Source organism: Streptomyces sp. NPDC057137, from assembly GCF_042670825.1.
Classification (GTDB): domain Bacteria; phylum Actinomycetota; class Actinomycetes; order Streptomycetales; family Streptomycetaceae; genus Streptomyces.
Map to the genome: position 1 here is coordinate 57,797 of NZ_JBHUUW010000023.1, position 18,021 is coordinate 75,817.

21 protein-coding genes and 1 pseudogene are annotated in these 18,021 nt (G+C 64.7%); 17 read left to right on the top strand and 5 right to left on the bottom strand.

The window, feature by feature from the left end; translation table 11 throughout:
- Nucleotides 1-6: 6 nt before the first annotated feature.
- The 8 genes from ACFT9I_RS19825 (at nucleotide 7) to ACFT9I_RS19860 (ending at nucleotide 6,882) form a co-directional block, all read left to right on the top strand.
- A complete protein-coding gene (locus ACFT9I_RS19825) occupies nucleotides 7-702 on the top strand; it encodes a hypothetical protein (protein WP_382565894.1) in 696 nt (231 codons plus the stop codon).
- Between the two features lie 197 nt (nucleotides 703-899).
- A complete protein-coding gene (locus ACFT9I_RS19830) occupies nucleotides 900-1,769 on the top strand; it encodes a Dyp-type peroxidase (RefSeq protein ID WP_382565896.1) in 870 nt (289 codons plus the stop codon).
- Nucleotides 1,770-1,922: 153 nt separating this feature from the next.
- The gene (locus ACFT9I_RS19835) at nucleotides 1,923-2,672 is read left to right on the top strand and encodes a Hint domain-containing protein (protein WP_382565897.1); all 750 of its coding nucleotides are present in this window, start codon (nucleotides 1,923-1,925) and stop codon (nucleotides 2,670-2,672) included.
- A gap of 26 nt (nucleotides 2,673-2,698) precedes the next feature.
- Nucleotides 2,699-3,022 carry a hypothetical protein gene (locus ACFT9I_RS19840; protein ID WP_382565898.1) on the top strand — a complete coding sequence of 108 codons (324 nt, stop codon included), beginning with the start codon at nucleotides 2,699-2,701 and terminating at the stop codon, nucleotides 3,020-3,022.
- Between the two features lie 462 nt (nucleotides 3,023-3,484).
- On the top strand, nucleotides 3,485-4,330 hold the full coding sequence (locus tag ACFT9I_RS19845; protein WP_382566007.1) for a Dyp-type peroxidase: 846 nt from the start codon (nucleotides 3,485-3,487) through the stop codon (nucleotides 4,328-4,330).
- A 157-nt stretch (nucleotides 4,331-4,487) separates the two neighbouring features.
- Complete coding sequence (locus ACFT9I_RS19850) at nucleotides 4,488-5,246, top strand: polymorphic toxin-type HINT domain-containing protein (protein WP_382566009.1); 759 nt, start codon at nucleotides 4,488-4,490, stop codon at nucleotides 5,244-5,246.
- The gene (locus ACFT9I_RS19855) at nucleotides 5,233-5,712 is read left to right on the top strand and encodes an SUKH-3 domain-containing protein (RefSeq protein ID WP_382565900.1); all 480 of its coding nucleotides are present in this window, start codon (nucleotides 5,233-5,235) and stop codon (nucleotides 5,710-5,712) included. Before ACFT9I_RS19850 ends, ACFT9I_RS19855 begins: the two co-directional genes overlap by 14 nt.
- Before the next feature lie 318 nt (nucleotides 5,713-6,030).
- Nucleotides 6,031-6,882: a Dyp-type peroxidase gene (locus ACFT9I_RS19860; protein ID WP_382566011.1), complete on the top strand. Its 852-nt coding sequence runs from the start codon at nucleotides 6,031-6,033 to the stop codon at nucleotides 6,880-6,882.
- A 166-nt stretch (nucleotides 6,883-7,048) separates the two neighbouring features.
- Here the strand turns inward: ACFT9I_RS19860 and ACFT9I_RS19865 are convergent.
- A pseudogene (locus ACFT9I_RS19865) lies at nucleotides 7,049-7,767 on the bottom strand (transcriptional regulator); the annotation flags it as partial.
- Between ACFT9I_RS19865 and ACFT9I_RS19870 the strand changes: the two are divergent.
- The 6 genes from ACFT9I_RS19870 to ACFT9I_RS19895 all read left to right on the top strand — a co-directional run bounded on the left by ACFT9I_RS19870 (nucleotide 7,767) and on the right by ACFT9I_RS19895 (nucleotide 11,204).
- On the top strand, nucleotides 7,767-8,078 hold the full coding sequence (locus tag ACFT9I_RS19870; protein ID WP_382566013.1) for a polymorphic toxin-type HINT domain-containing protein: 312 nt from the start codon (nucleotides 7,767-7,769) through the stop codon (nucleotides 8,076-8,078). The pseudogene ACFT9I_RS19865 and the gene ACFT9I_RS19870 sit on opposite strands and share 1 nt — an antisense overlap.
- A gap of 248 nt (nucleotides 8,079-8,326) precedes the next feature.
- Nucleotides 8,327-8,560 (top strand): hypothetical protein, encoded by a 234-nt coding sequence (locus tag ACFT9I_RS19875; protein ID WP_382565902.1) that lies wholly within the window; start codon nucleotides 8,327-8,329, stop codon nucleotides 8,558-8,560.
- Between the two features lie 245 nt (nucleotides 8,561-8,805).
- Entirely contained in the window at nucleotides 8,806-9,213 is a 408-nt protein-coding gene (locus tag ACFT9I_RS19880) for a hypothetical protein (RefSeq protein WP_382565904.1), read from the top strand.
- Nucleotides 9,214-9,296: 83 nt separating this feature from the next.
- Nucleotides 9,297-9,698 (top strand): DUF4265 domain-containing protein, encoded by a 402-nt coding sequence (locus tag ACFT9I_RS19885; RefSeq protein WP_382565906.1) that lies wholly within the window; start codon nucleotides 9,297-9,299, stop codon nucleotides 9,696-9,698.
- 46 nt (nucleotides 9,699-9,744) lie between these two features.
- Nucleotides 9,745-10,461 (top strand): SUKH-4 family immunity protein, encoded by a 717-nt coding sequence (locus ACFT9I_RS19890; RefSeq protein WP_382565908.1) that lies wholly within the window; start codon nucleotides 9,745-9,747, stop codon nucleotides 10,459-10,461.
- A 281-nt stretch (nucleotides 10,462-10,742) separates the two neighbouring features.
- Nucleotides 10,743-11,204, top strand: coding sequence for a hypothetical protein (locus ACFT9I_RS19895; protein ID WP_382565910.1), 462 nt, complete (start codon nucleotides 10,743-10,745; stop codon nucleotides 11,202-11,204).
- A 6-nt stretch (nucleotides 11,205-11,210) separates the two neighbouring features.
- Here ACFT9I_RS19895 and ACFT9I_RS19900 read toward each other — a convergent pair whose 3' ends face one another.
- The 4 genes from ACFT9I_RS19900 to ACFT9I_RS19915 form a co-directional block, all read right to left on the bottom strand.
- Nucleotides 11,211-11,654: a hypothetical protein gene (locus ACFT9I_RS19900; RefSeq protein WP_382565911.1), complete on the bottom strand. Its 444-nt coding sequence runs from the start codon at nucleotides 11,652-11,654 to the stop codon at nucleotides 11,211-11,213.
- 113 nt (nucleotides 11,655-11,767) lie between these two features.
- Complete coding sequence (locus ACFT9I_RS19905) at nucleotides 11,768-12,190, bottom strand: DUF3592 domain-containing protein (protein ID WP_382565912.1); 423 nt, start codon at nucleotides 12,188-12,190, stop codon at nucleotides 11,768-11,770.
- A gap of 10 nt (nucleotides 12,191-12,200) precedes the next feature.
- The gene (locus tag ACFT9I_RS19910; RefSeq protein WP_382565914.1) at nucleotides 12,201-12,866 is read right to left on the bottom strand and encodes a hypothetical protein; all 666 of its coding nucleotides are present in this window, start codon (nucleotides 12,864-12,866) and stop codon (nucleotides 12,201-12,203) included.
- 25 nt (nucleotides 12,867-12,891) lie between these two features.
- Entirely contained in the window at nucleotides 12,892-14,463 is a 1,572-nt protein-coding gene (locus tag ACFT9I_RS19915) for a hypothetical protein (protein WP_382565916.1), read from the bottom strand.
- Between the two features lie 436 nt (nucleotides 14,464-14,899).
- Here ACFT9I_RS19915 and ACFT9I_RS19920 point away from each other — a divergent pair, with 436 nt between their 5' ends.
- The 3 genes from ACFT9I_RS19920 (at nucleotide 14,900) to ACFT9I_RS19930 (ending at nucleotide 17,951) form a co-directional block, all read left to right on the top strand.
- Complete coding sequence (locus ACFT9I_RS19920) at nucleotides 14,900-15,778, top strand: hypothetical protein (protein WP_382565917.1); 879 nt, start codon at nucleotides 14,900-14,902, stop codon at nucleotides 15,776-15,778.
- 204 nt (nucleotides 15,779-15,982) lie between these two features.
- Nucleotides 15,983-16,696, top strand: coding sequence for a Flp pilus assembly protein CpaB (cpaB, locus tag ACFT9I_RS19925; RefSeq protein WP_382565919.1), 714 nt, complete (start codon nucleotides 15,983-15,985; stop codon nucleotides 16,694-16,696).
- A 7-nt stretch (nucleotides 16,697-16,703) separates the two neighbouring features.
- Entirely contained in the window at nucleotides 16,704-17,951 is a 1,248-nt protein-coding gene (locus ACFT9I_RS19930) for a CpaE family protein (RefSeq protein ID WP_382565920.1), read from the top strand.
- Nucleotides 17,952-18,021 lie beyond the last annotated feature (70 nt).

The following is an 18,021-nucleotide window of genomic DNA, read 5'->3' on the forward strand; positions in this document are numbered from 1 at the left end:
TGGAGAATGGATGCCTGTCTGAATGGTTTGTACCCAGACGTGGCCGCTCGGGGTGGTCTGGGCGCGGCAATGAAAGAGGTGGCAAGGCTCTACGGCTACGATATTGAGCCATTGCACTTGGCGTCCGATGTCGCCAGGATCGAGACGACCCGGGGCGTCGTGTCGGTCGGCCTTTCAACTGAGGAGCGCGCGTTTCGAGTTGATGTCCATATTCCGGGATTCACCTGGGTAATCGGTTCGACGGGCGATCTTGAATTACTCGTGAAGGCGATCTGCGCATGGCGGAAAGGGGCATCGCTCGACGAGTTGGAGACGAGATTTGAGTTCTTGGAACTCGCTGAATTCCACAGGGCGCTCGAAGTCGGAGAGCCTGCCTTGTCGCAGTGGTCCGACCTCTTGTCGTCCGATTTCTATCAGGAGCAGTGGAATCTTCTGCGTTTTATCCATTCGGATGACGTGCTGAGGAATTTCTTCCCGACGGTCACCCATGGTGCCGTCCGCCTGCGTACCGATCCCTTGGACGGAGCGAGCCGTCAGGTCTTGGTGCAGGAGCTGTATAGGGGGCGGCGCTACGAGGTCCTACGTGTCGGTGAGCCAGAGGCCGTCTGGGTCGAGGTGGAGGTCGACGGTCTGCTCGCTTACCTGCGAGCCGCCTTGGAACATCCGTGGGGGGGCGTGTCTTGCGGCGAAGGACCTTGGTAGCTTCCGGGGCGGCGGTTGGGCTAGGTGTCGTGGGTGTGGGTGTGGTGCGTGTGGGGAGTCGCGAGTCGGAGGCCGACGAGCGCTCCGGCGTGGGAGCCGACAGCGCTGCGTCGCCGGTGCTGGGAGTGCATCAGTCGGAGAGTCGGGCGGGGTTCGTCGTCCTTGATCGGGGTCGATCCGATGGGGAAGCGGGGCGTGTGGTTAGAGCGCTGGTCGAAGGGACGCGGTCTGACGACGGGCGCGACACCGTCATTGCCTTCGGGTTGGGGGCGTCCCTCTTCGAGGGTGACCGGGCCCGGCCACCGCGGCAGTTGAAGGTGATGCCTTCCTTCGCCGGTGACCTGCTGGATCCGACGCAGTCGCACGGTGATCTTCTTGTGCGGGTCGCAGGGGAGGAAGCGGCGGCGGTGCGGAAAGCCGTGGCGGACGTCAAGGCCGTTGCCGTGAAGGCCGGTTGGGCCGTTCGTTGGGCTATCGACGGGTTCCGGGCGGAGAACCGCGTCGAGGGGGGCCGGGGGCTTGCCCGTAATCCCTTCCACTTCACGGAGGGGTTCGGGAATCCGGATTCGGAGCGGGAAGTCGTCGACCGGGTCCTCGTCCGGGACGGGCAGGGTGAGCCGGAGTGGGCTGTCGGTGGGAGTTATCAGGTTGTGCGGGTCATCCGGTTCGCCACCGAGTTGTGGGACAAGGACTCCGTCCCGGAGCAGGAGCGGATTATGGGGCGCGGGCGCGACGGGAGGTGGCTGGACGGGACGCCCACCGCCGAGGAGCCGAACTTCGCCGCGGATCCGAAGGGCCGGCGGACGCCGCTCGACTCGCACGTACGGCTCGCCGCTCCCGACCGCCGTAACCCGCCCCCGCTCGTGCGCCGCAGTTACAGCTACGACCGTGGCGACGGATACACCGGCATCATCTTCAGCTGCTACCAGCGGGATCTGGTCCAAGGCTTCGAGGCCGTCCAGAAACGCCTGGAGGGCGAGGCGCTGGCGAAGTACGTGCTCACCACCGGCGGCGGCTACTTCTTCGTACCCCCGCCCGGCAACGCCTGGATCGACGCCCTCAGCTAGAGGTCGTCGGCGGGCAACTCCCCGATGCTGGCCGGCTGCGTGATCGGCGGCCTGGGAGAGGCGGGCCTGGATTAGCCGGGCCAGCGTCTCTCGGGCCGGAAGGTCAACTGGGGTCAGGTCGGCACCTCGGCGGCACTGGGCTGCGCGGGCGGCATGCTCGGCAAGATCAAGTGGGCGGCCCCCGCCAAGACGATCCCCGCCAAGACCTGCAAGATCCGCCTCCCTAACAGCTTCACGGCCGACACCCCGGTCCTCCTCGCGGACGGCACCCGCAAACCGATCAAGGACATCCAAATCGGCGACCAGGTCCTCGCCACCGACCCTAAGACCGGAGAATCGGGACCCCGCCCGGTGACGGCCCTGATCAAGGGTACGGGCGACAAACAACTGGTCGACATCACCCTGACCGACGGCAAGACAAGCACCCTCACCGCCACTGACGGCCACCCCTTCTGGGTCCCCGCCCTCGGCCGCTGGATCGAAGCCGACGACCTCATCACCGGCCAATGGCTCCAGACCAGCACCGGCACCTGGACCGAGATCTCAACCGTTACCCACCACACAAAGCAAACGACGGTCTACAACCTCACCGTCGACGACATCCACACTTACTATGCGCTCGCGGGGGCGACTCCCGTGCTTGTCCACAATGCGGGATGCGACGAATTCGCTGACGAGCTTCAGCAAAGAATGGGTGGTGAGATCTGGACCCTCACACCCAAGGCTCCGTTCCCTGCGCTCGGCGACTACAAGCTCGCCAAGGAAAGTTGGGGTCATCACACGGTCGTCGTTAAGAATGGCAGGGTGTATGACCAGTTCACTGGCGGAGACGGAATGCCGATTGATGCGTGGAGAAGGCAATGGGACTGGCCGGATGATCATGACTGGACGCGGAAACGGTAGGTCCATGTGCGTGAAGGAAGGGCGGCATGCGTCAGATTGAAGAAGTCATCGAAATCATTGATGGCCGCATGGGTATGTACACAATGAGTCGCACATTCGGCGAGGTGTGTTCCTTTCTCGACGGTTTCGATGCTTGCTCCGAGCTGCAGAGGCTGCAGGCGTTTCGATCTTGGTTGACGCTGCGGGGAAAGGGTAGCCCGGAACTCACCTGGTGGGGACTGGTATTGGCCGAGGTTGGCGATGGATTTCGTGTCGCTGACGCGAAACTATTCTCCGAATCCGAGAACGAACTGGCGATCGCGCGATTGTTTGATCTTCTCAGTGAATTCCTGTCCTGTGAGCTGGAATAGCCGCAGATTTGTTCGCTTTGTGGCCTCGTGAGTCAATACAGTCCGGGAGCGTCATTCAGGATCTGATCGTTCGTATTGGATGCGGCTAGCTGTTCGCGTTAGGTCAACCCGGGGACTGTTCGGATCGGCGTATCGGTTTCGCTCCCCCCCTCCCCCGGAAAATAGGGTGATTGTTTAGAGGAGCAACGGAACCTGACGGTGGCGCGGCTCTGGAGCGGTTCGTGGTGAGGAGGAGGATGTGTCGTGCGGCGTAGGACGTTGGTCGCTTCGGGGGCGGCGATTGGGTTGGGCCTGGTGGGCGCGGGGGTAGTTGCAGCGCGTCTGGGGGGTGGCCCGTCGGAAGCCGACGCGCGTTCCGTGGCAGGTGCCGGAGTAAGGGTGTTGGGAGCGCGACAGCCGGAGAGTCGTGCGGCGATTGTCGTTCTTGATCGGGGGCGAGGCGTAGAGGCGTTGGTTCGGGAGGTGCGGTCCCTTGGTAGGGGTGACATCGCACTGGGGTTCGGCTTGGGAGCGTCGTTGTTCGAGGGTGCTGGGGCGCGGGCGCCTCGGCAGTTGAAGCTGATGCCCTCCTTCGCCGGTGATCTGTTGGATCCAGCGCGGTCGCACGGTGATCTTCTTGTGCGGGTCGCGGGGGAGGCCACGGAGGCGGTGCGGGATGCCGTAGAGAGCATCAAGTCCGTTGCGGACAAGGCCGGTTGGGCCGTTCGTTGGGCCATCGACGGGTTCCGGGCGGAGAACCGCGTCGAGGGGGGCCGGGGGCTTGCCCGTAATCCCTTTCACTTCACCGAGGGGTTCGGGAACCCGGAGACCGAGCGGGAGGTCGCCGACCGCGCAATCGTCCGGGAGGGCCAGGGGGAGCCGGAGTGGGCCGTCGGTGGGAGTTATCAGGTGGTGCGGGTTATTCGGTTCGCCACCGAGTTGTGGGACAAGGACTCCGTCCCGGAGCAGGAGCGGATTATGGGGCGTCGGCGTGACGGGAGGTGGCTGGACGGGACGCCTGTCGGTGAGGAGCCGAACTTTGCTGCCGATCCGAAGGGCCGGCGGACGCCGCTCGACTCGCACGTACGGCTCGCCGCTCCCGACCGCCGTAACCCGCCCCCGCTCGTGCGCCGCAGTTACAGCTACGACCGTGGCGACGGCGACACCGGCATCATCTTCAGCTGCTACCAGCGGGACTTGGCCAAAGGCTTCGAGGCGGTCCAGAAGCGCCTGGAGGGCGAGGCGCTGGCGCAGTACGTTCTCACCACCGGCGGCGGCTACTTCTTCGTACCCCCGCCCGGCGACGCCTGGATCGACGCCCTCAGCTAGAGGTCGTCGGCGGGCAACTCCCCGATGCTGGCCGGCTGTGTGATCGGCGGCCTGGGCGAGGCGGGCCTGGATTAGCCGGGCCAGCGTCTCTCGGGCCGGAAGGTCGACTGGGGGCAGGTCGGCACGTCGGCGGCGGCACCGCAGGTCGATCAAGGGCATCCAGATCGGTGACCAGGTCCTGGCGACGGACCCGGAGACGGGCGAGTCGGGCCCCCGCCCGGTAACGGCCCTGATCAAGGGCACGGGCGACAAACAACTGGTCGACATCACCCTCGACACCGACAAGACCAGCACCCTCACCGCCACCGACGGCCACCCCTTCTGGGTCCCCGCCCTCGGCCGCTGGATCGAAGCCCACGAACTCACCACCGGCCAATGGCTCCAGACCAGCACCGGTACCTGGACCCAAATCACCGGCGTCACCCACCGGGTAAAGCAGACGACGGTCTACAACCTCACCGTCGACGACATCCACACCTACTACGTGCTGGCTGGGGCCACGCCGGTCTTGGTGCACAATATTTGTCCCAAGCCAGGAAGAGCTCCCGAAGGAAGCACGCTTGAGGAATATGCCGGTGCGAATCGTGGCGTGAATCAGGATGCGACGCCCGATTTCGTGACGGAATACACCTCTCCATCGGGGGTGCGATACTACGGCCGAACTACCCCTGGGGGTGTAGACATTGAACCGGGTTCAAACCTCGCCGATGCGCTACGCGGCCATCATGGCGGCTGTGCGGAGGTATGCGCATTGAATGAGGCGCAAAAAGCGGAGGGTGGCCTCGCCATTTATGGCGGGACATTCCGCACACTTCGAGTCAGACCGCAGGGCTCGCCGCTGCCACACGGCGCGTCGGCGGATCCCTGTAAGGACTTCTGTCAGCCGCTGATAGGGAGGGTATATGGCACTTGGTAGTAACCCTCTCTGGGGTTCTGAGCCCAAAGTCCGCGTCTCTCTGGAAGCTGCAGGCTGGCGTTGTGGGCGCCGGGTCGAAATTTCTCACTGGGTTGACTTGCTAGGAGGGCGAGGGTTCAAGCTGAACGCGATGGCCCTCCGAATTTGGGAGGAGTTCGGGAGGCTTGAGATTCTGAGTTCACCAGTTCGTGATCCCCAGTCCTCGCTCCATATTGATCCGGTCGATGCCTGTATTGACGCCGGATCTGAATCGCAAAGGTTGGCGGATGCGTACGATGCCAGCTTTTCTCCGCTCGGGATGTGGTCGATTCAATATCGCACCTGGATCGCGGAATCGGGGAGAGTGCTGGCGGTCGGGCCTGGGATTATTTGGGAGCTGGGTGAGTCGTTTCCGGACGCTTTGCACTTCGTGGTGATCGGGGGGCGGCCCGATCGTGTCGTGACTGGCGGTCGCCGTACCGGTTAGAGGACGCCGGTGCGTGTGTACCGGAAGCGGGTGGATCACGATGGTTCGTCGTTCGTCAGAGCAATCACTACCTGGAGTGGGGGATGCGCTGTGCGGCGTAGGTTGTTGGTGGTTTCCGGGTCGGCGGTTGGGCTTGGGCTTGTGGGCGCGGGGGTGGTCGCAGTGCGTGGGGGGAGCGGCGTGTCGGAGGCCGGTGGGCGCTCCGGTCGGGGAGCTGATTCTCGGGTGGCGAGGGTGTTGGGAGCGCGACAGTCTGAGAGTCGGGTGGGGATCGTTGCCCTTGATCGGGGGCAAGACGTAGGGGCGTTTGTTCGGAAGGTGCGGTCCCTCGGTAGAGGCGGGGTCGGTGTGAGTCTCGGGCTGGGGGCGTCTCTCGTCGAGGGTGCCGCAGCTTCCTCGCCTCAGCAGTTGACAGTGATGCCTTCCTTTGTGGGGGATCTGTTGGATCCGACGCAGTCGCACGGTGATCTTCTTGTGCGGGTCGCGGGGGAGCATTCAGCGGCCGTGCGGGAGGCCATTCAGGGTGTCAAGGCCGTTGCCGCCAAGACCGGTTGGACCGTTCGTTGGGCTATCGACGGGTTCCGGGCTGACAATCGGGTCGAGGGGGGCCGGGGGCTTGCCCGTAATCCCTTTCACTTCACGGAGGGGTTCGGGAATCCGGATTCGGAGCGGGAAGTCGTCGACCGGGTCCTCGTCCGGGACGGGCAGGGTGAGCCGGAGTGGGCTGTCGGTGGGAGTTATCAGGTGGTGCGGGTCATCCGGTTCGCCACCGAGTTGTGGGACAAGGACTCCGTCCCGGAGCAGGAGCGGATTATGGGGCGCGGGCGCGACGGGAGGTGGCTGGACGGGACGCCCACCGCCGAGGAGCCGAACTTCGCCGCGGATCCGAAGGGCCGGCGGACGCCGCTCGACTCGCACGTACGGCTCGCCGCTCCCGACCGCCGTAACCCGCCCCCGCTCGTGCGCCGCAGTTACAGCTACGACCGTGGCGACGGCGACACCGGCATCATCTTCAGCTGCTACCAGCGGGATCTGGTCCAAGGCTTCGAGGCCGTCCAGAAACGCCTGGAGGGCGAGGCGCTGGCGAAGTACGTGCTCACCACCGGTGGCGGCTACTTCTTCGTACCCCCGCCCGGCGACGCCTGGATCGACGCCCTCGGTGATGAGTAGACGTCGTGACCAAACCTGCTCCCCGACGAACTGAACTGCGCGGCAGCTCCCAAGCGCCGGCGGAGGTAGCCGACCGATAGGCGCCGATATGGGCGTGTCCGAGTATCCCTCGACGCCCTCCGTCGTGGCTGACCCTCTGTGGCTGCGCTTGAAGGTTTGACGGGGATCAGGTGACCGGTGACGGTGGTGCGATCGTCCGTGCTCGGTCGTACAGGTCGAGCGCCGTTGCGTTCTTCAGATGAGGGCGCAAGGGATTGAACATCGCCTTCACGTGCTCGTCGGCGCGGCCGGACCGCACCTTGGGGTAGTCGTCGAGTGCCTGGTGCCAGGTGACGCCAGCCGCTTCGAGTTGGCCGAGTTCGAACTGCCGCTCTGCCAACAGGTCGCGACCGTGTACTCATGTGCGCTGGTGCACGCAGGGGCGCAGCCGATCCGCTTGTTGCATGGCTTCGACGGCTCCGGCCTTGTCGCCGAGTTCGTAACGCACCTGGCTGATGCGGTAGTTGAGCGAAGGGGGTCGTACGAGCCAAACACCTCTCCGCGTGACCTGGTAGGGTCCGTGGCTGCCTCGGCTTGCCGGATGTAGCGCAGCGCGCCAGTGCGGTCGCCGGTCTGCGCGGCGGCATCGGCCAGCTCCATGGCCTTCGCCCCGTGACGGAGGCCAACCGCCTGGATGCTCATGCCCCACAGGGCGGTGCAGTACGTCAGGTGGTCCTCGGCCGCGCCCGCCAGCTCCAGGTCCTTGACGTCGTAGCGTTGCGCCGACCGTGCAGCCCTTTGTCCACGGCCATGTAGCCGGCCAGGTGGAGCAGGCACGAGGCGGGGACAGCATCCCTCTGCGTACGTTCTCGGTTCGTCAGCGCGCAGGTACGAGGCCGCAGTGTCTGACCGACGGCAAGACCAGCACTCTTACCGCCACGGATGGTCATCCCTTCTGGGCGCCTGCCCTCGGCCGGTGGATCGGAGCCGACGGACTCACCACCGCCCAATGGCTCCAGACCGGCACCGGCACCCGGACCCAGATCACCGCAGTTACTCACCACACCAAGTCAACAACGGTCTACAACCTCACCGTCGACGATATCCACACCTACCATGTGCTGGCGGGGGGTACGTCGGTCCTGGTTCACAATTCGAACTGCTTCAATCGTAAATTCCGATGGATCCGTGCCAATACCTGGGACGGTTGGCACTAGGCCGCTGAATAACGGTTCGACGGGTTCGAGCGTTGGCAGCACGATTTGGAGAAGGGGACCAGAGAGAGTATCTGAGTTCGGAAACACTTCGTGGCCAAGCCCTACTTTCTGACGCGCTTAGGCTCGGTAAGTTCTATGCCAATGCTGATGCGCTCCGTCCTCAGAACCCGAGCGCCGCAGGTCGTATCAAGCTGCTTCAACGCATCATTGACGCTTATGGGCATGACTGCTAGACCGAGGGATGGCGTATGAGTAGGATCAAGATTGCGGCAGACCAGACTGTCGGGTTCATGCTGATGATCGAACCGCTTGGGATTAGCTATCAGCTAGAGCCGGGGGCATTCATGTTCTTTGAATTCTCGCCGTCCAGGCTTGATGAAATGGAAATCATGCACTGGGACGGAGGAGTTTCAGTTTGGATGTATGGGGATGTTGTCGTCTTCGATCAAGATGGAAAAGAGCTAGATCGACTGTTCTCGTGATAGGGATAGGCATGGCAGATGCTGCACTCCGCCATCCGGTAACGGCTATGACCAAGGACACGGGCGACAAATAACTGGTCGACATCACCCTGACCGGCGGCAAGACGAGCACTCATACCGCCACGGACGGTCGTTCCTTCTGGGTGCGTGTCCTCGGCTGCTGGATTGAGGCTGGAGGCGCCGCATTGTTGGGTGTGCGCCAGACAGTAGGCCCGGCGTAGTGGCGCAGATCAATCGAGGAAACTATGGATTTGACACCGAGCCGTGATGAATCGCTGATCGGGCGAGCCACGTTGTTCGTTGACCACGGGCTCATCATGATTGAGGATCCGGCGAGCTCTTATTTGCACGACGGCTGGGATCCGGCTTCCGAGTATGTGAGTGCTGGTCCGGACTCCGTCTATCTGTCAGTCCAGCCGTCGGTGGATGGACCGGTCGAGATTGGCATCTTCACATCGGAGTCAGGTCGTGCGGACGGCGTCCTCTATTTCGGTGGGTCGATTTCTGTGAAATCGGGTGGGATTGTGATTCATGATGCAGATGATGTGATGCGCTTCACTGTCCGCAAAACCAAAGGAAAGGTTCGAATCAAGGTGCTGGTGGACGAGGCCGGACTTGCAAGTCAGATGAGGGTTGTGTTCCTCGCGGAATAGCTGAGCGGTGAATACACGGCGGTGGAGGGTGTCGTGCAGGTTACGATTGACGGAGTCACCTACGTCAGCCACGAGACCCCCGTATGGAGAGGGGAGAACAACTTTATTGCCATGGTGGATCTCGCACCATCGAGGGCAGTTATGAGGTTTGTTGCATCCCCTTCTATGCCTACGGTCTGGCGCTGGGCGATGTGGTGGGAAGGAACGAGTCGGGAGCCGTTGACCGACTGATCAGTAAGTCGAGTCGTCGTGTCCTCCCGGTATATTTTGCCGAACCTCGGCCTTTGACGGACACTCGCTCCGCGCTGCGCAGAGCTGTGGAATCCACAGGGCTCTTGAGTGAGTGGAATGGCGATCACCAGATAGCGCTTGATGTTCCAGATATCTCGGTGATGCAGTCGATCTTCAACTGCGTTCAGGAGGAGATCGAGAGCGGAACAGCTTTCTGGGAGTGGAGTGACGCCAGGAACTTCAGGTCTAGCTGAAGAGGCCTCTCAATCGGCTGCTGATCAACACCATCGGCTGGGGGAAATGAAAGCCATGTCTCGGCATCGATTGAAATCGCAAGAAGGCTCCCGGAAGGAAGCTTTGAACGACGGAGGTCTTGTGGATGCAAACAGGGCGCGACTCGCTGCGGATCGCATCTTTGAGCAGAGCCTTGGCCTCCTGACCCGGTCGGGTGGGCTGTCGATCTTGCCTGGGTCGTGGACAGAGGGCTGGCGGGTTTCTGACCAGGGGAAACTTGCCCTGTCTTCCTACGGGCTTCCGCCGGCCAGGAGGGACGGCCTGATGGGCGTTGCGGCTGATTTTCAAGAGTCGGGGGAACTTGAGTCCGGGGCGGACGGGGTGCGGTTCTATGCTCTGGGGCGTTACGGCTCGGCAAAGCTTGTCGCTGTAGAAGACGATGGGTGCATTCTTGCCGTTCCGGAGCGTTCGGAAGTTCATCCCGGATTGAAGTCGCGCTGCCCATTGGGAATTCCCGCAATCTCCGTCAATGCATCGATCGATCTGTTTGTTGAGTGTGCGTGGCGATGGTACTGGATCGTGCCGCTTCTTGCTGACGAGCAGAAGCGTGTGGGGGAGGCTGAGATTTCTGCGTGGCGGAAGGGCGGGATTGATGGGATTCCTGACCCGTACGTCGAATATCAAGAGCTGTGCGGCTATATCTTGAAGAAATATCAGGTAATTGACTCCACGATTCAAGGAGATTCCGATTTCTGGTCGGATGTGATTGTTGATCTTTGGTAGAGTCCGACAACTGGAGTCCGTACGGGGATTCCGATCCGGGTTGACGGTACGCCGGGGTTCCGAGTCTTGCTGGTGGTTGACGAGCCGTTGCGTCACCGACGAGTCGTGTGAGGTCTCGCCGGACGAGGCGAGGAGAGGCGCTGGCGAAGTACGTGCTCACCACTGGCGGCGGCTACTTCTTCGTACCCCCGCCCGGCGACGCCTGGATCGACGCCCTCGACTGAGCGGCGCCGCCGACCGCCGGCGCAGTACCGCGTCCCTCAGGAGGAGGTAGCCGGACGATGGGCACCCTTCTGAAAGGGCTGAGCCGCGTCCCCTGGGGGGAGTTGCGGGATGCGCGGGGGTCCGCGTGGGGGGTTCCTGGGCTGTTGGGGCGGGTCGCCTGGGCCGCGGACGCGGAGGTCGCGCGGGCGGCCCTGGAGGAGATCGGGGAGCGGGTCTGTGAGTTGGGGTTCGTCGTGTGTGAAGCCACGGCGTACACCGTGCCCTTCTTGCTCGATCTCGCCGGCAGTCCGGACCCTCGGCATCTCGCCTGCAAGGCCGACGTCCTCGAACTGCTCCTAGCGATCCTCACCGCTCAGCAGTGGCCAAGTCACCTGGCGGAGCAGGTCGGTTGGGAGACGGCGTCGCACGACGCCGTACGTGCGGGGCGGTCCCTGATCGAAGGGCTCGCCGCGTCCGTGCATCCCGACGTCGCCGCCGCGGCGAGCCGCGTCCTGCTCGCCATGGACCAGGACCCGTAACCCGCCTCACTCGTCCTGCAGCCGTTCCCCCGCGTACCCCGCCACCACCCCCACCACCAGCACCGCGTTGGACATGAGGATGCCCTCGGCCTCCAGGTCCTGCCACTGCATCACCATGTTCAGCGCCTGCGCGGCCACCCCGACCGTGAAGACCGCCAGCGCGTGCTGGGTCTTCGAGTCGCGGAAGGGGTCGCGGTGGAACCGGCCCGCCGCCCAGGTGGCCAGGGCTATGCACACCGCGTTGGGGAGGTGGATCAGCATCAGTCTGCCGTTGAAGGTCTCCAGGTTCTCCGTGGTGGCCAGGTGATCGTTGACCAGCGTCGTCTGCAGGTACTCCGTCAGGAGCAGGACGACGATGCCGGCCGCCCAGGCGCGCGCGAGCGCGAACACCGCCGCTCCGCGCCCCTCCTCCCGTTGGACGGACGCCCCCGGGTAGCCGTACCTCGTCATCGCCAACCGCCTCCATCAGTGCTTGTGCGTGTCGGTCCGGGGGCGGGAACCTGAATCCCGCCCTCTCGGACCACCGTTCGAACCACCGTTCAGACCACGGTTCAGACCACGGTTCAGACCACCGTGAAAAGAAGAACCGCCGCGAAGCCGACCGCAGCCAGCCCGCAGCCCGCCACCAGCAACCCGTACTGCAGCACCGGCGACCAGTTGCCGCGGCCGGCCACCGTCGCCGTGCGCTCCGGGGCCGCCGGGTCGTACGTCACCGTCACCGCGTCGCCGACCCGGATCGACCGGCTCGCCAGATCCTCGAACTCGATCTGGCGGCCGTCCGGCGTACGGAACGCGAAGAAGTGCTGCCGTGCGTCCGAGCGGTTGTACGGCTCCTGCTCGATACGTACGCAAGTGCCCTCTGCCCGAATACCCGCTCGCAGTGCCCGATTCACGCCCGAAAGGCGACGCGCGTAGTGCGTTGCCAACCAGCCGAAAAGCAGAATCATGCCGCCGAAGAAAAGGTAATCGCCGCCCGGAACATCCATTGTGGACCGCCTAATTGACCGTGATCGAGTCGATGATTTTCTTCAGGTCGCCCTTGCTGAGTTTTCCCTTGACCGCGTCGATCCGTACGGCGTACGTCTTGTCGTCGGCGTCGAGCCCCGCGATGATCACGCCGTCGATCCGGGTGCCGCCCTTCGGGTCCAGCGCCCCGCCCGGGGTACCCGCTCCGGAGTCGGTGCCTGAGTCCTTCTGGGTGAACTGGAAGTTGACCCGCCGGGCCTCTTCGTCACCGTCCGGACCCGCGACCTGGATCTCCTCCTGCTTCCCGAGCGTCGAGCCGAGCGCGACCCCGGCCTCGGCGCCGATCGCCGCCTCCTCCACCGAGTCGGCGTCCGTGAAGTCGAGCTGCACGGTGATCATGCCGATGGTCCCGCTCTCGTCGGAGAGCGTCGCGGCGGCCGCGTTGTACTTGCTGCGCTCACCCGCGCTCTGCGCCTCGAACGCCGCCGGGTGTGCCACCGTGACCGCCGGGGTCTTGAGCGTGCCCCAGCCGTCCGGCACCGCGCCGCTCTCCGCCTCCGAGCCGCACCCGGCCAGGAGCAGGAGCAGGAGCGCTGCGAGCCCCGCGAGCGGCGCCGATACGGTCGAGGTCGGATCAGTCGCCCGTCCGGTCCGCCTGGCCATCGTCGTCCCTCTCGTCTTCTTCCTGCTGCTCATGGCGTGTGTGCTCCTGTCCCCGGGATCAGTTCGCACAGTAGCTGTACGGGACATAACTGCGGTTCTCCCCCTTCGGCGCACCCAGGAACTGCGCGTCGTTGAGGTTCTCCTCCTTCTTCTCGGTGGAGACCGAGAAGCCGAAGCTCAGACCCAGGTTCAGCTCGAACCCGTACTCCGCGGCCTCGGTCTGGCCGGTGTACGTGTTCTTGCTGGAGAGGCCCTCGTCGAAGAGGAGCTGACCGAACGGGTCGTCGTTGCCCGGCCGCTTCGTCGGCGCGTGGTCGTCAAACATGTAGGCGAACGGTGCCCCGTTGTCACCGCTGCCGTCGAGCCATTTCTGGGCGATCGCGCGCTGCTCGGCACCCTCGGCGCCGGGCTTGAGGACGACGGAGTTGGTGACGACCTCGATACCGGTCTCGTTGTCCGTGCCCTTGGCGCTGCCGCTGCCGCCCCGCTTGTCGTCGTCCTTCTTGCCGTTGTCGCCGCCGACCGAGACGCCGTCCTTCGTGGCGCCCTTCTCGACGGTGCGCGTCATGTCGATGCGCAGCAGCTCACCGGTCGTCTTGTCGTGGCTGACGGTGATGGTGCCGGTCTGCGTCGTGGTCGCGCTCGACTCGCCGCTGATGGGCCCGGCCTCGTAGCCGACCTTGCCCGTGTACTCGATGGCGGCGCTGTACGTGTACGACTTGAGATTCCGGTAGTTGTTGTCGGTCCACGTCACCTCGGGCGAGAACTTGAAGCTGCCGCCGAGCGTCGCGCTGAGCTTCTTCTCGTCACCCGCCGACAGCTTCATACCGCCGGCGGCGCTGGCCTCCAGGCCCACCTTGCCGTAGCTGATGTGCCGGTTGCCGAGCTTCTCGTCGATGCGCTTGCGGAGCTGCTCCTCCTCGTACATCGGACCGCTGTTGAAGAAGTAGGCGATGCTGTTGCCGAGCCCGCCACCACGCGAGTTGGCGTGCCGGTTGGCCAGCTCGTACGTCTTCAGGTCCTCGATGTCGTCGCGGAACTTGGCCGCGTCCTCCTCGCTGTCGAAGACCCAGGTGTCACCGTTGGTCACCTTGATCCCGGCACCGAGTTCGACCTTGTCCGAGCCGAACTTCCCGACCTTGGCGCCCGGCTTCCAGTCCTTCTTGGCGGCGACGGACGCGGCGTCGGTGAAGGTCATCATCACCTGCTGGTCCTTGTCGTCGACCTTGCCGTCCTTGTTGACGTCGTTCTTGGACTGGAAGGTCTGCTGCTGGAAGCCGTACTCCTCGCCCCACTCGATGAACAGCAACTTGCCCTTGGCGCCCGCCTTGTCGCTGATCGAGGAGATCTGGCAGAGCGGCGGCTCGTAGTCGGCGTCGGTCTTGGGGGCGGCCTGGTTCGGCTTGCCGCCGCCGGGGTCGCACGGTCCGAACGTGACCAGGCACTTCAACTGGTCGGCGATGGTCCCGTCCACACCGGTCCCCACCATCGCTCCCGCGACGGCCGCGACGACCACCACCATGCCGACGTACTCGGTGGCGGAGGTGCCGCGGTCGCCCCGTGGTCGTCGGCCCCGTGGTCCGTCCTGTGGCCGGCCCTGTGGTCGTCCTCGTACCAGTTCCCGTCTCATCCGACCGTCCCCCTCGGTGACCGCAACTTTTCTTGTACTCGTACTCGTATACGGAATCGAATCGGAGCGTACGGACGGCCCGGACCCTGTGGCGTGGGTCCGTGGACCCAACCCGGACCCAAAGCGCACCAGTTACCTGGTGGGCGCTTCCGGCGTCGGCTACTTTCGACTTCAAATGAAACATGGGTTAACGCCTGACTGCTTCGCCCGATTTTGGTGGTGCCTACGAAGTGCGCGCCGTACCACTGACATCGGTGAGGTGTTCTCTGTGCCCTAAGTCGTGGATAAAGTGCTGAGCAGTAGTCGAAGGACTTCGAGTAACGACTGCTGCGCAGGACCCGCCGACCACGACTGTCGAACACCGAGCGGCAGGACCCAGCAGGAGAGAAAACCGCGGTCGCCGGAACTCCGGCGGCCGAGCTGAACGGGGAACCAGGTGTCAACCGCCATAGCAGTCACCAGTCCCGACCTGGTGCTGCCTCCCACCGACCAGCAGACGCCCACGGCGGCCCTGCTGCAGGCGCCCGATGCCCAGCCTCTGGAGGCTGCGCTCGCGGACATGCAGGTCCTGGTGGAGCAACAGGGTTATGTCGTCGCTGTCTACCCCGCCTCCATCCCGGTGGCGCACGAACAGCGGCTGCACACTGTCCGGTCTGTCCTGGAGAGCGACCGTATCGCCCTCCTCAAGCTGGATCTCCCACCGCTCGGGCTCGCCGTCCTCGTCCGACAGCTAAGGCAGCTGTCCATCTGCGACTTCAGCGCCGGCGTCGTCGCCTCGGCCGCCCGGCTGCTCTCCCACTACATCCACGCGGGTGCCCTCCTCAACTCGGTCACCAAGCTCGACCGGGTCCCGGTCAGCCTCAAGTCGCACGCCAAGTCCTGGGTGCCGGGCTCCCAGTTCGGTGTCCTCGCCAACCCCGATCCCCAGTTGATCAAGATCGGCAACGGGAAGCTCACCGGCCCCGAGTTCGGCACACAACTCCTGGTCGGAAAGGGGCAATTGCAATCGGACTGGGTGACCGCGACACTCGCGCCCGAGTGGCAGGTGCAAGGAGTGCAGGAGATGGGACTCCTCGCGGATTCGCCACGCTGGTGGGGAACGTCCAAGATGATCGAATTCGCCGCGTTCCTGCCTGATATCTCCGTTCTCTACCAGCTGGTTTCATCCGTACGGCGAGAGGTGTGTTCCTGGTGCGGTCTCGAACTCATCGGTGATCGTTGCGGATTCTGTTCCGCACCGCTCTCCCCGACCGAGAACCAAACGCACGGTTCAGGTGTCCTGAACCAGGGAACGCCCACGCGCCGCGGGTCGTAACCCGCCTGCCAGGCGGTTCGTACGGGCCGGAGGTGCCGGTCGGCACCGTGTGACAACCGCTCTCCCCGTCTCCGTGCCCGCCCGGTCGGTCCCGTCCCACGCCCCAGTTCCACGCCCCAGCCCTAAGCCCCAGCCCTACGCCCCCGTCCCACGTCTTCGTCCCAACGTCTTCGTCCCACGTCTTCGAACGAGGTTGTCCCGCTCATGAATTCACGGCAACGCCGCGGCATCATTCTCCTTCTCCTCTCCGTCCTCTGCGCCTTCGGCGCCTTCGCCGGCGTGCTCTCGGTGATCAGCGACGTGAATTCGAAGGTCGGACCCGAGGTGCCCGCGTACCGGCTGAAGGCGGACGTCGCTCCGTACACGGCGCTCGAAGAGGGGCAGTTCGAGAAGATAGAGATGCCCAAGCGCTGGTTGTCCGACAACGCGGTCACCGACCTCGCCGTCGTCAACGGCAAGATCGCGGTCACCCAGCTCAAGAAGGGGTCGCTGCTCCAGGACGACATGATCGTCAAGCGGCCCGCCCTCGCCAACGACGAGCAGGAGATCGCGATCATGATCGACGCCGCGACCGGCGTCGCGGGCAAGATCAACGCGGGTGACCTGGTCAACATCTTCGCCACCTTCTCCGCCGAGAACGAGGGCGACAACGCGCAGTCCCGGATCATCGTGCCCAACGCCAAGGTCATCGACGTCGGTTCGCTGACGCCGCTGGAGCCCAAGGAGGACGACCGGGGCAGCAGCACCGGTCCCCGCTCGGCCGTGCCGATCACCTTCGCCCTCAAGACCAAGGACGCCCAGCGCGTCGCCTACGCCGAGTCCTTCGCACAGCACGTACGCCTCGCCCTGCTTCCCGACGACAGCCCCACCACGCTGCGCCCCGGGGAGAGCACCTACACCCTCGAAGGGGACAAGTGAGGGACGAATGACGACCAGAATCCTTCCGGTCGTCGGCGAAGCCGACGCCGCCAGATCCATCACCACCCTGCTCAGCCAGCTCCCCGACGCGGAGCCGGCCGGGCCGGTCGGTGACTCGACCTCGCTGATCGACACCCTGGCCAGGCTGGCCGCGGAGTCGATCGACGAACTGCCGGAAGTCGTTCTGGTACATGAGCGGATCGGTCCCGTCCCAGCTCTTGAGCTGATCCGGGAGGTTGCCCTCCGCTTTCCCGCGGTCGGGGTCATTCTGGTCACCGCCGACGCGAGCCCCGGCCTCTTCTCGGCCGCGATGGACTCGGGCGCGCGTGGACTGGTCGGTCTTCCCCTCTCGTACGAGGAACTCGCCCAGCGCGTCCAGGCCGCGGCCGGCTGGTCCGTGGGCGTACGTCGCCACCTCGGCCACGGCGGCGACGTGTTCACCGGCCCCGGTGGCACCGTCGTCACGGTGAGCGGGGCGAAGGGCGGTGTCGGTACGACGGTGGCCGCCGTCCAACTCGCCCTCGCCGCCAAGGCGTCGGGCATGACGGTGGCGCTCGCGGACCTGGACCTCCAGGCCGGCGACGTCGCCTCCTACCTGGACGTGCAGTTCCGCCGCTCGATCGTGGACCTCGCGACCATCCAGGACATCTCACCCCGCGTACTCCAGGACGCGGTGTTCACCCACCACACCGGCATCGGGCTGCTGCTCGCGCCGGGGGACGGGGAGCGGGGCGAGGAGATAAACGACCGGTCCGTACGCCAGATCGTCAGCGCCCTGCGCAACCGCTACGAGGTCGTGATCATCGACTGCGGCACGCAGACGACGAGCGCGAACGCGGCGGCGATCGAGATGGCCGACACCACCCTGCTGCTGACCACGCCGGACGTGGTGGCGGTACGGGCGGCCAAGCGCATGGTCAAGCTCTGGGACCGGCTGCAGATCCGCAAGGCGGAGGAGACGACGATCGTGGTGAACCGCTACATGCGGAACACCGAGATCCAGCCGCCCCTCATCGAGAAGATCACCAGCACCAAGGTGTCGCGGATCGTCATCCCGGCGAACTTCAAGGAACTGCACGCGGTGGTCGACGCGGGCCGGATGCAGGACCTGGACTCCAAGTCGACGGTGAAACAGGCGCTCTGGGGGCTCGCCGGAGAGCTGGGACTGGTGAAAACTCCCGAAGGCGCGGAGAAACAGGGGAAGTTCAAGGGAGACCGGGGCTCGGTCGGAGTGCGACGCGGACGATCGAAGTGATGACCGCAGGACGGCAGGGCCAACGAGACCAGGGGGCGCGTTGAACCATGAGCAATCCAGCAACAGACGC

Coding starts and splice junctions, on each gene's coding strand:
- ACFT9I_RS19825 (WP_382565894.1), top strand. CDS start 7: ATGGATGCCTGTCTGAATGGTTTGTACCCAGACGTGGCCGCTCGGGGT.
- ACFT9I_RS19835 (WP_382565897.1), top strand. CDS start 1,923: ATGCTCGGCAAGATCAAGTGGGCGGCCCCCGCCAAGACGATCCCCGCC.
- ACFT9I_RS19840 (WP_382565898.1), top strand. CDS start 2,699: ATGCGTCAGATTGAAGAAGTCATCGAAATCATTGATGGCCGCATGGGT.
- ACFT9I_RS19855 (WP_382565900.1), top strand. CDS start 5,233: ATGGCACTTGGTAGTAACCCTCTCTGGGGTTCTGAGCCCAAAGTCCGC.
- ACFT9I_RS19875 (WP_382565902.1), top strand. CDS start 8,327: ATGAGTAGGATCAAGATTGCGGCAGACCAGACTGTCGGGTTCATGCTG.
- ACFT9I_RS19880 (WP_382565904.1), top strand. CDS start 8,806: ATGGATTTGACACCGAGCCGTGATGAATCGCTGATCGGGCGAGCCACG.
- ACFT9I_RS19885 (WP_382565906.1), top strand. CDS start 9,297: ATGGAGAGGGGAGAACAACTTTATTGCCATGGTGGATCTCGCACCATC.
- ACFT9I_RS19890 (WP_382565908.1), top strand. CDS start 9,745: ATGAAAGCCATGTCTCGGCATCGATTGAAATCGCAAGAAGGCTCCCGG.
- ACFT9I_RS19895 (WP_382565910.1), top strand. CDS start 10,743: ATGGGCACCCTTCTGAAAGGGCTGAGCCGCGTCCCCTGGGGGGAGTTG.
- ACFT9I_RS19900 (WP_382565911.1), bottom strand. CDS start 11,654: ATGACGAGGTACGGCTACCCGGGGGCGTCCGTCCAACGGGAGGAGGGG.
- ACFT9I_RS19905 (WP_382565912.1), bottom strand. CDS start 12,190: ATGGATGTTCCGGGCGGCGATTACCTTTTCTTCGGCGGCATGATTCTG.
- ACFT9I_RS19910 (WP_382565914.1), bottom strand. CDS start 12,866: ATGAGCAGCAGGAAGAAGACGAGAGGGACGACGATGGCCAGGCGGACC.
- ACFT9I_RS19915 (WP_382565916.1), bottom strand. CDS start 14,463: ATGAGACGGGAACTGGTACGAGGACGACCACAGGGCCGGCCACAGGAC.
- cpaB (WP_382565919.1), top strand. CDS start 15,983: ATGAATTCACGGCAACGCCGCGGCATCATTCTCCTTCTCCTCTCCGTC.
- ACFT9I_RS19930 (WP_382565920.1), top strand. CDS start 16,704: ATGACGACCAGAATCCTTCCGGTCGTCGGCGAAGCCGACGCCGCCAGA.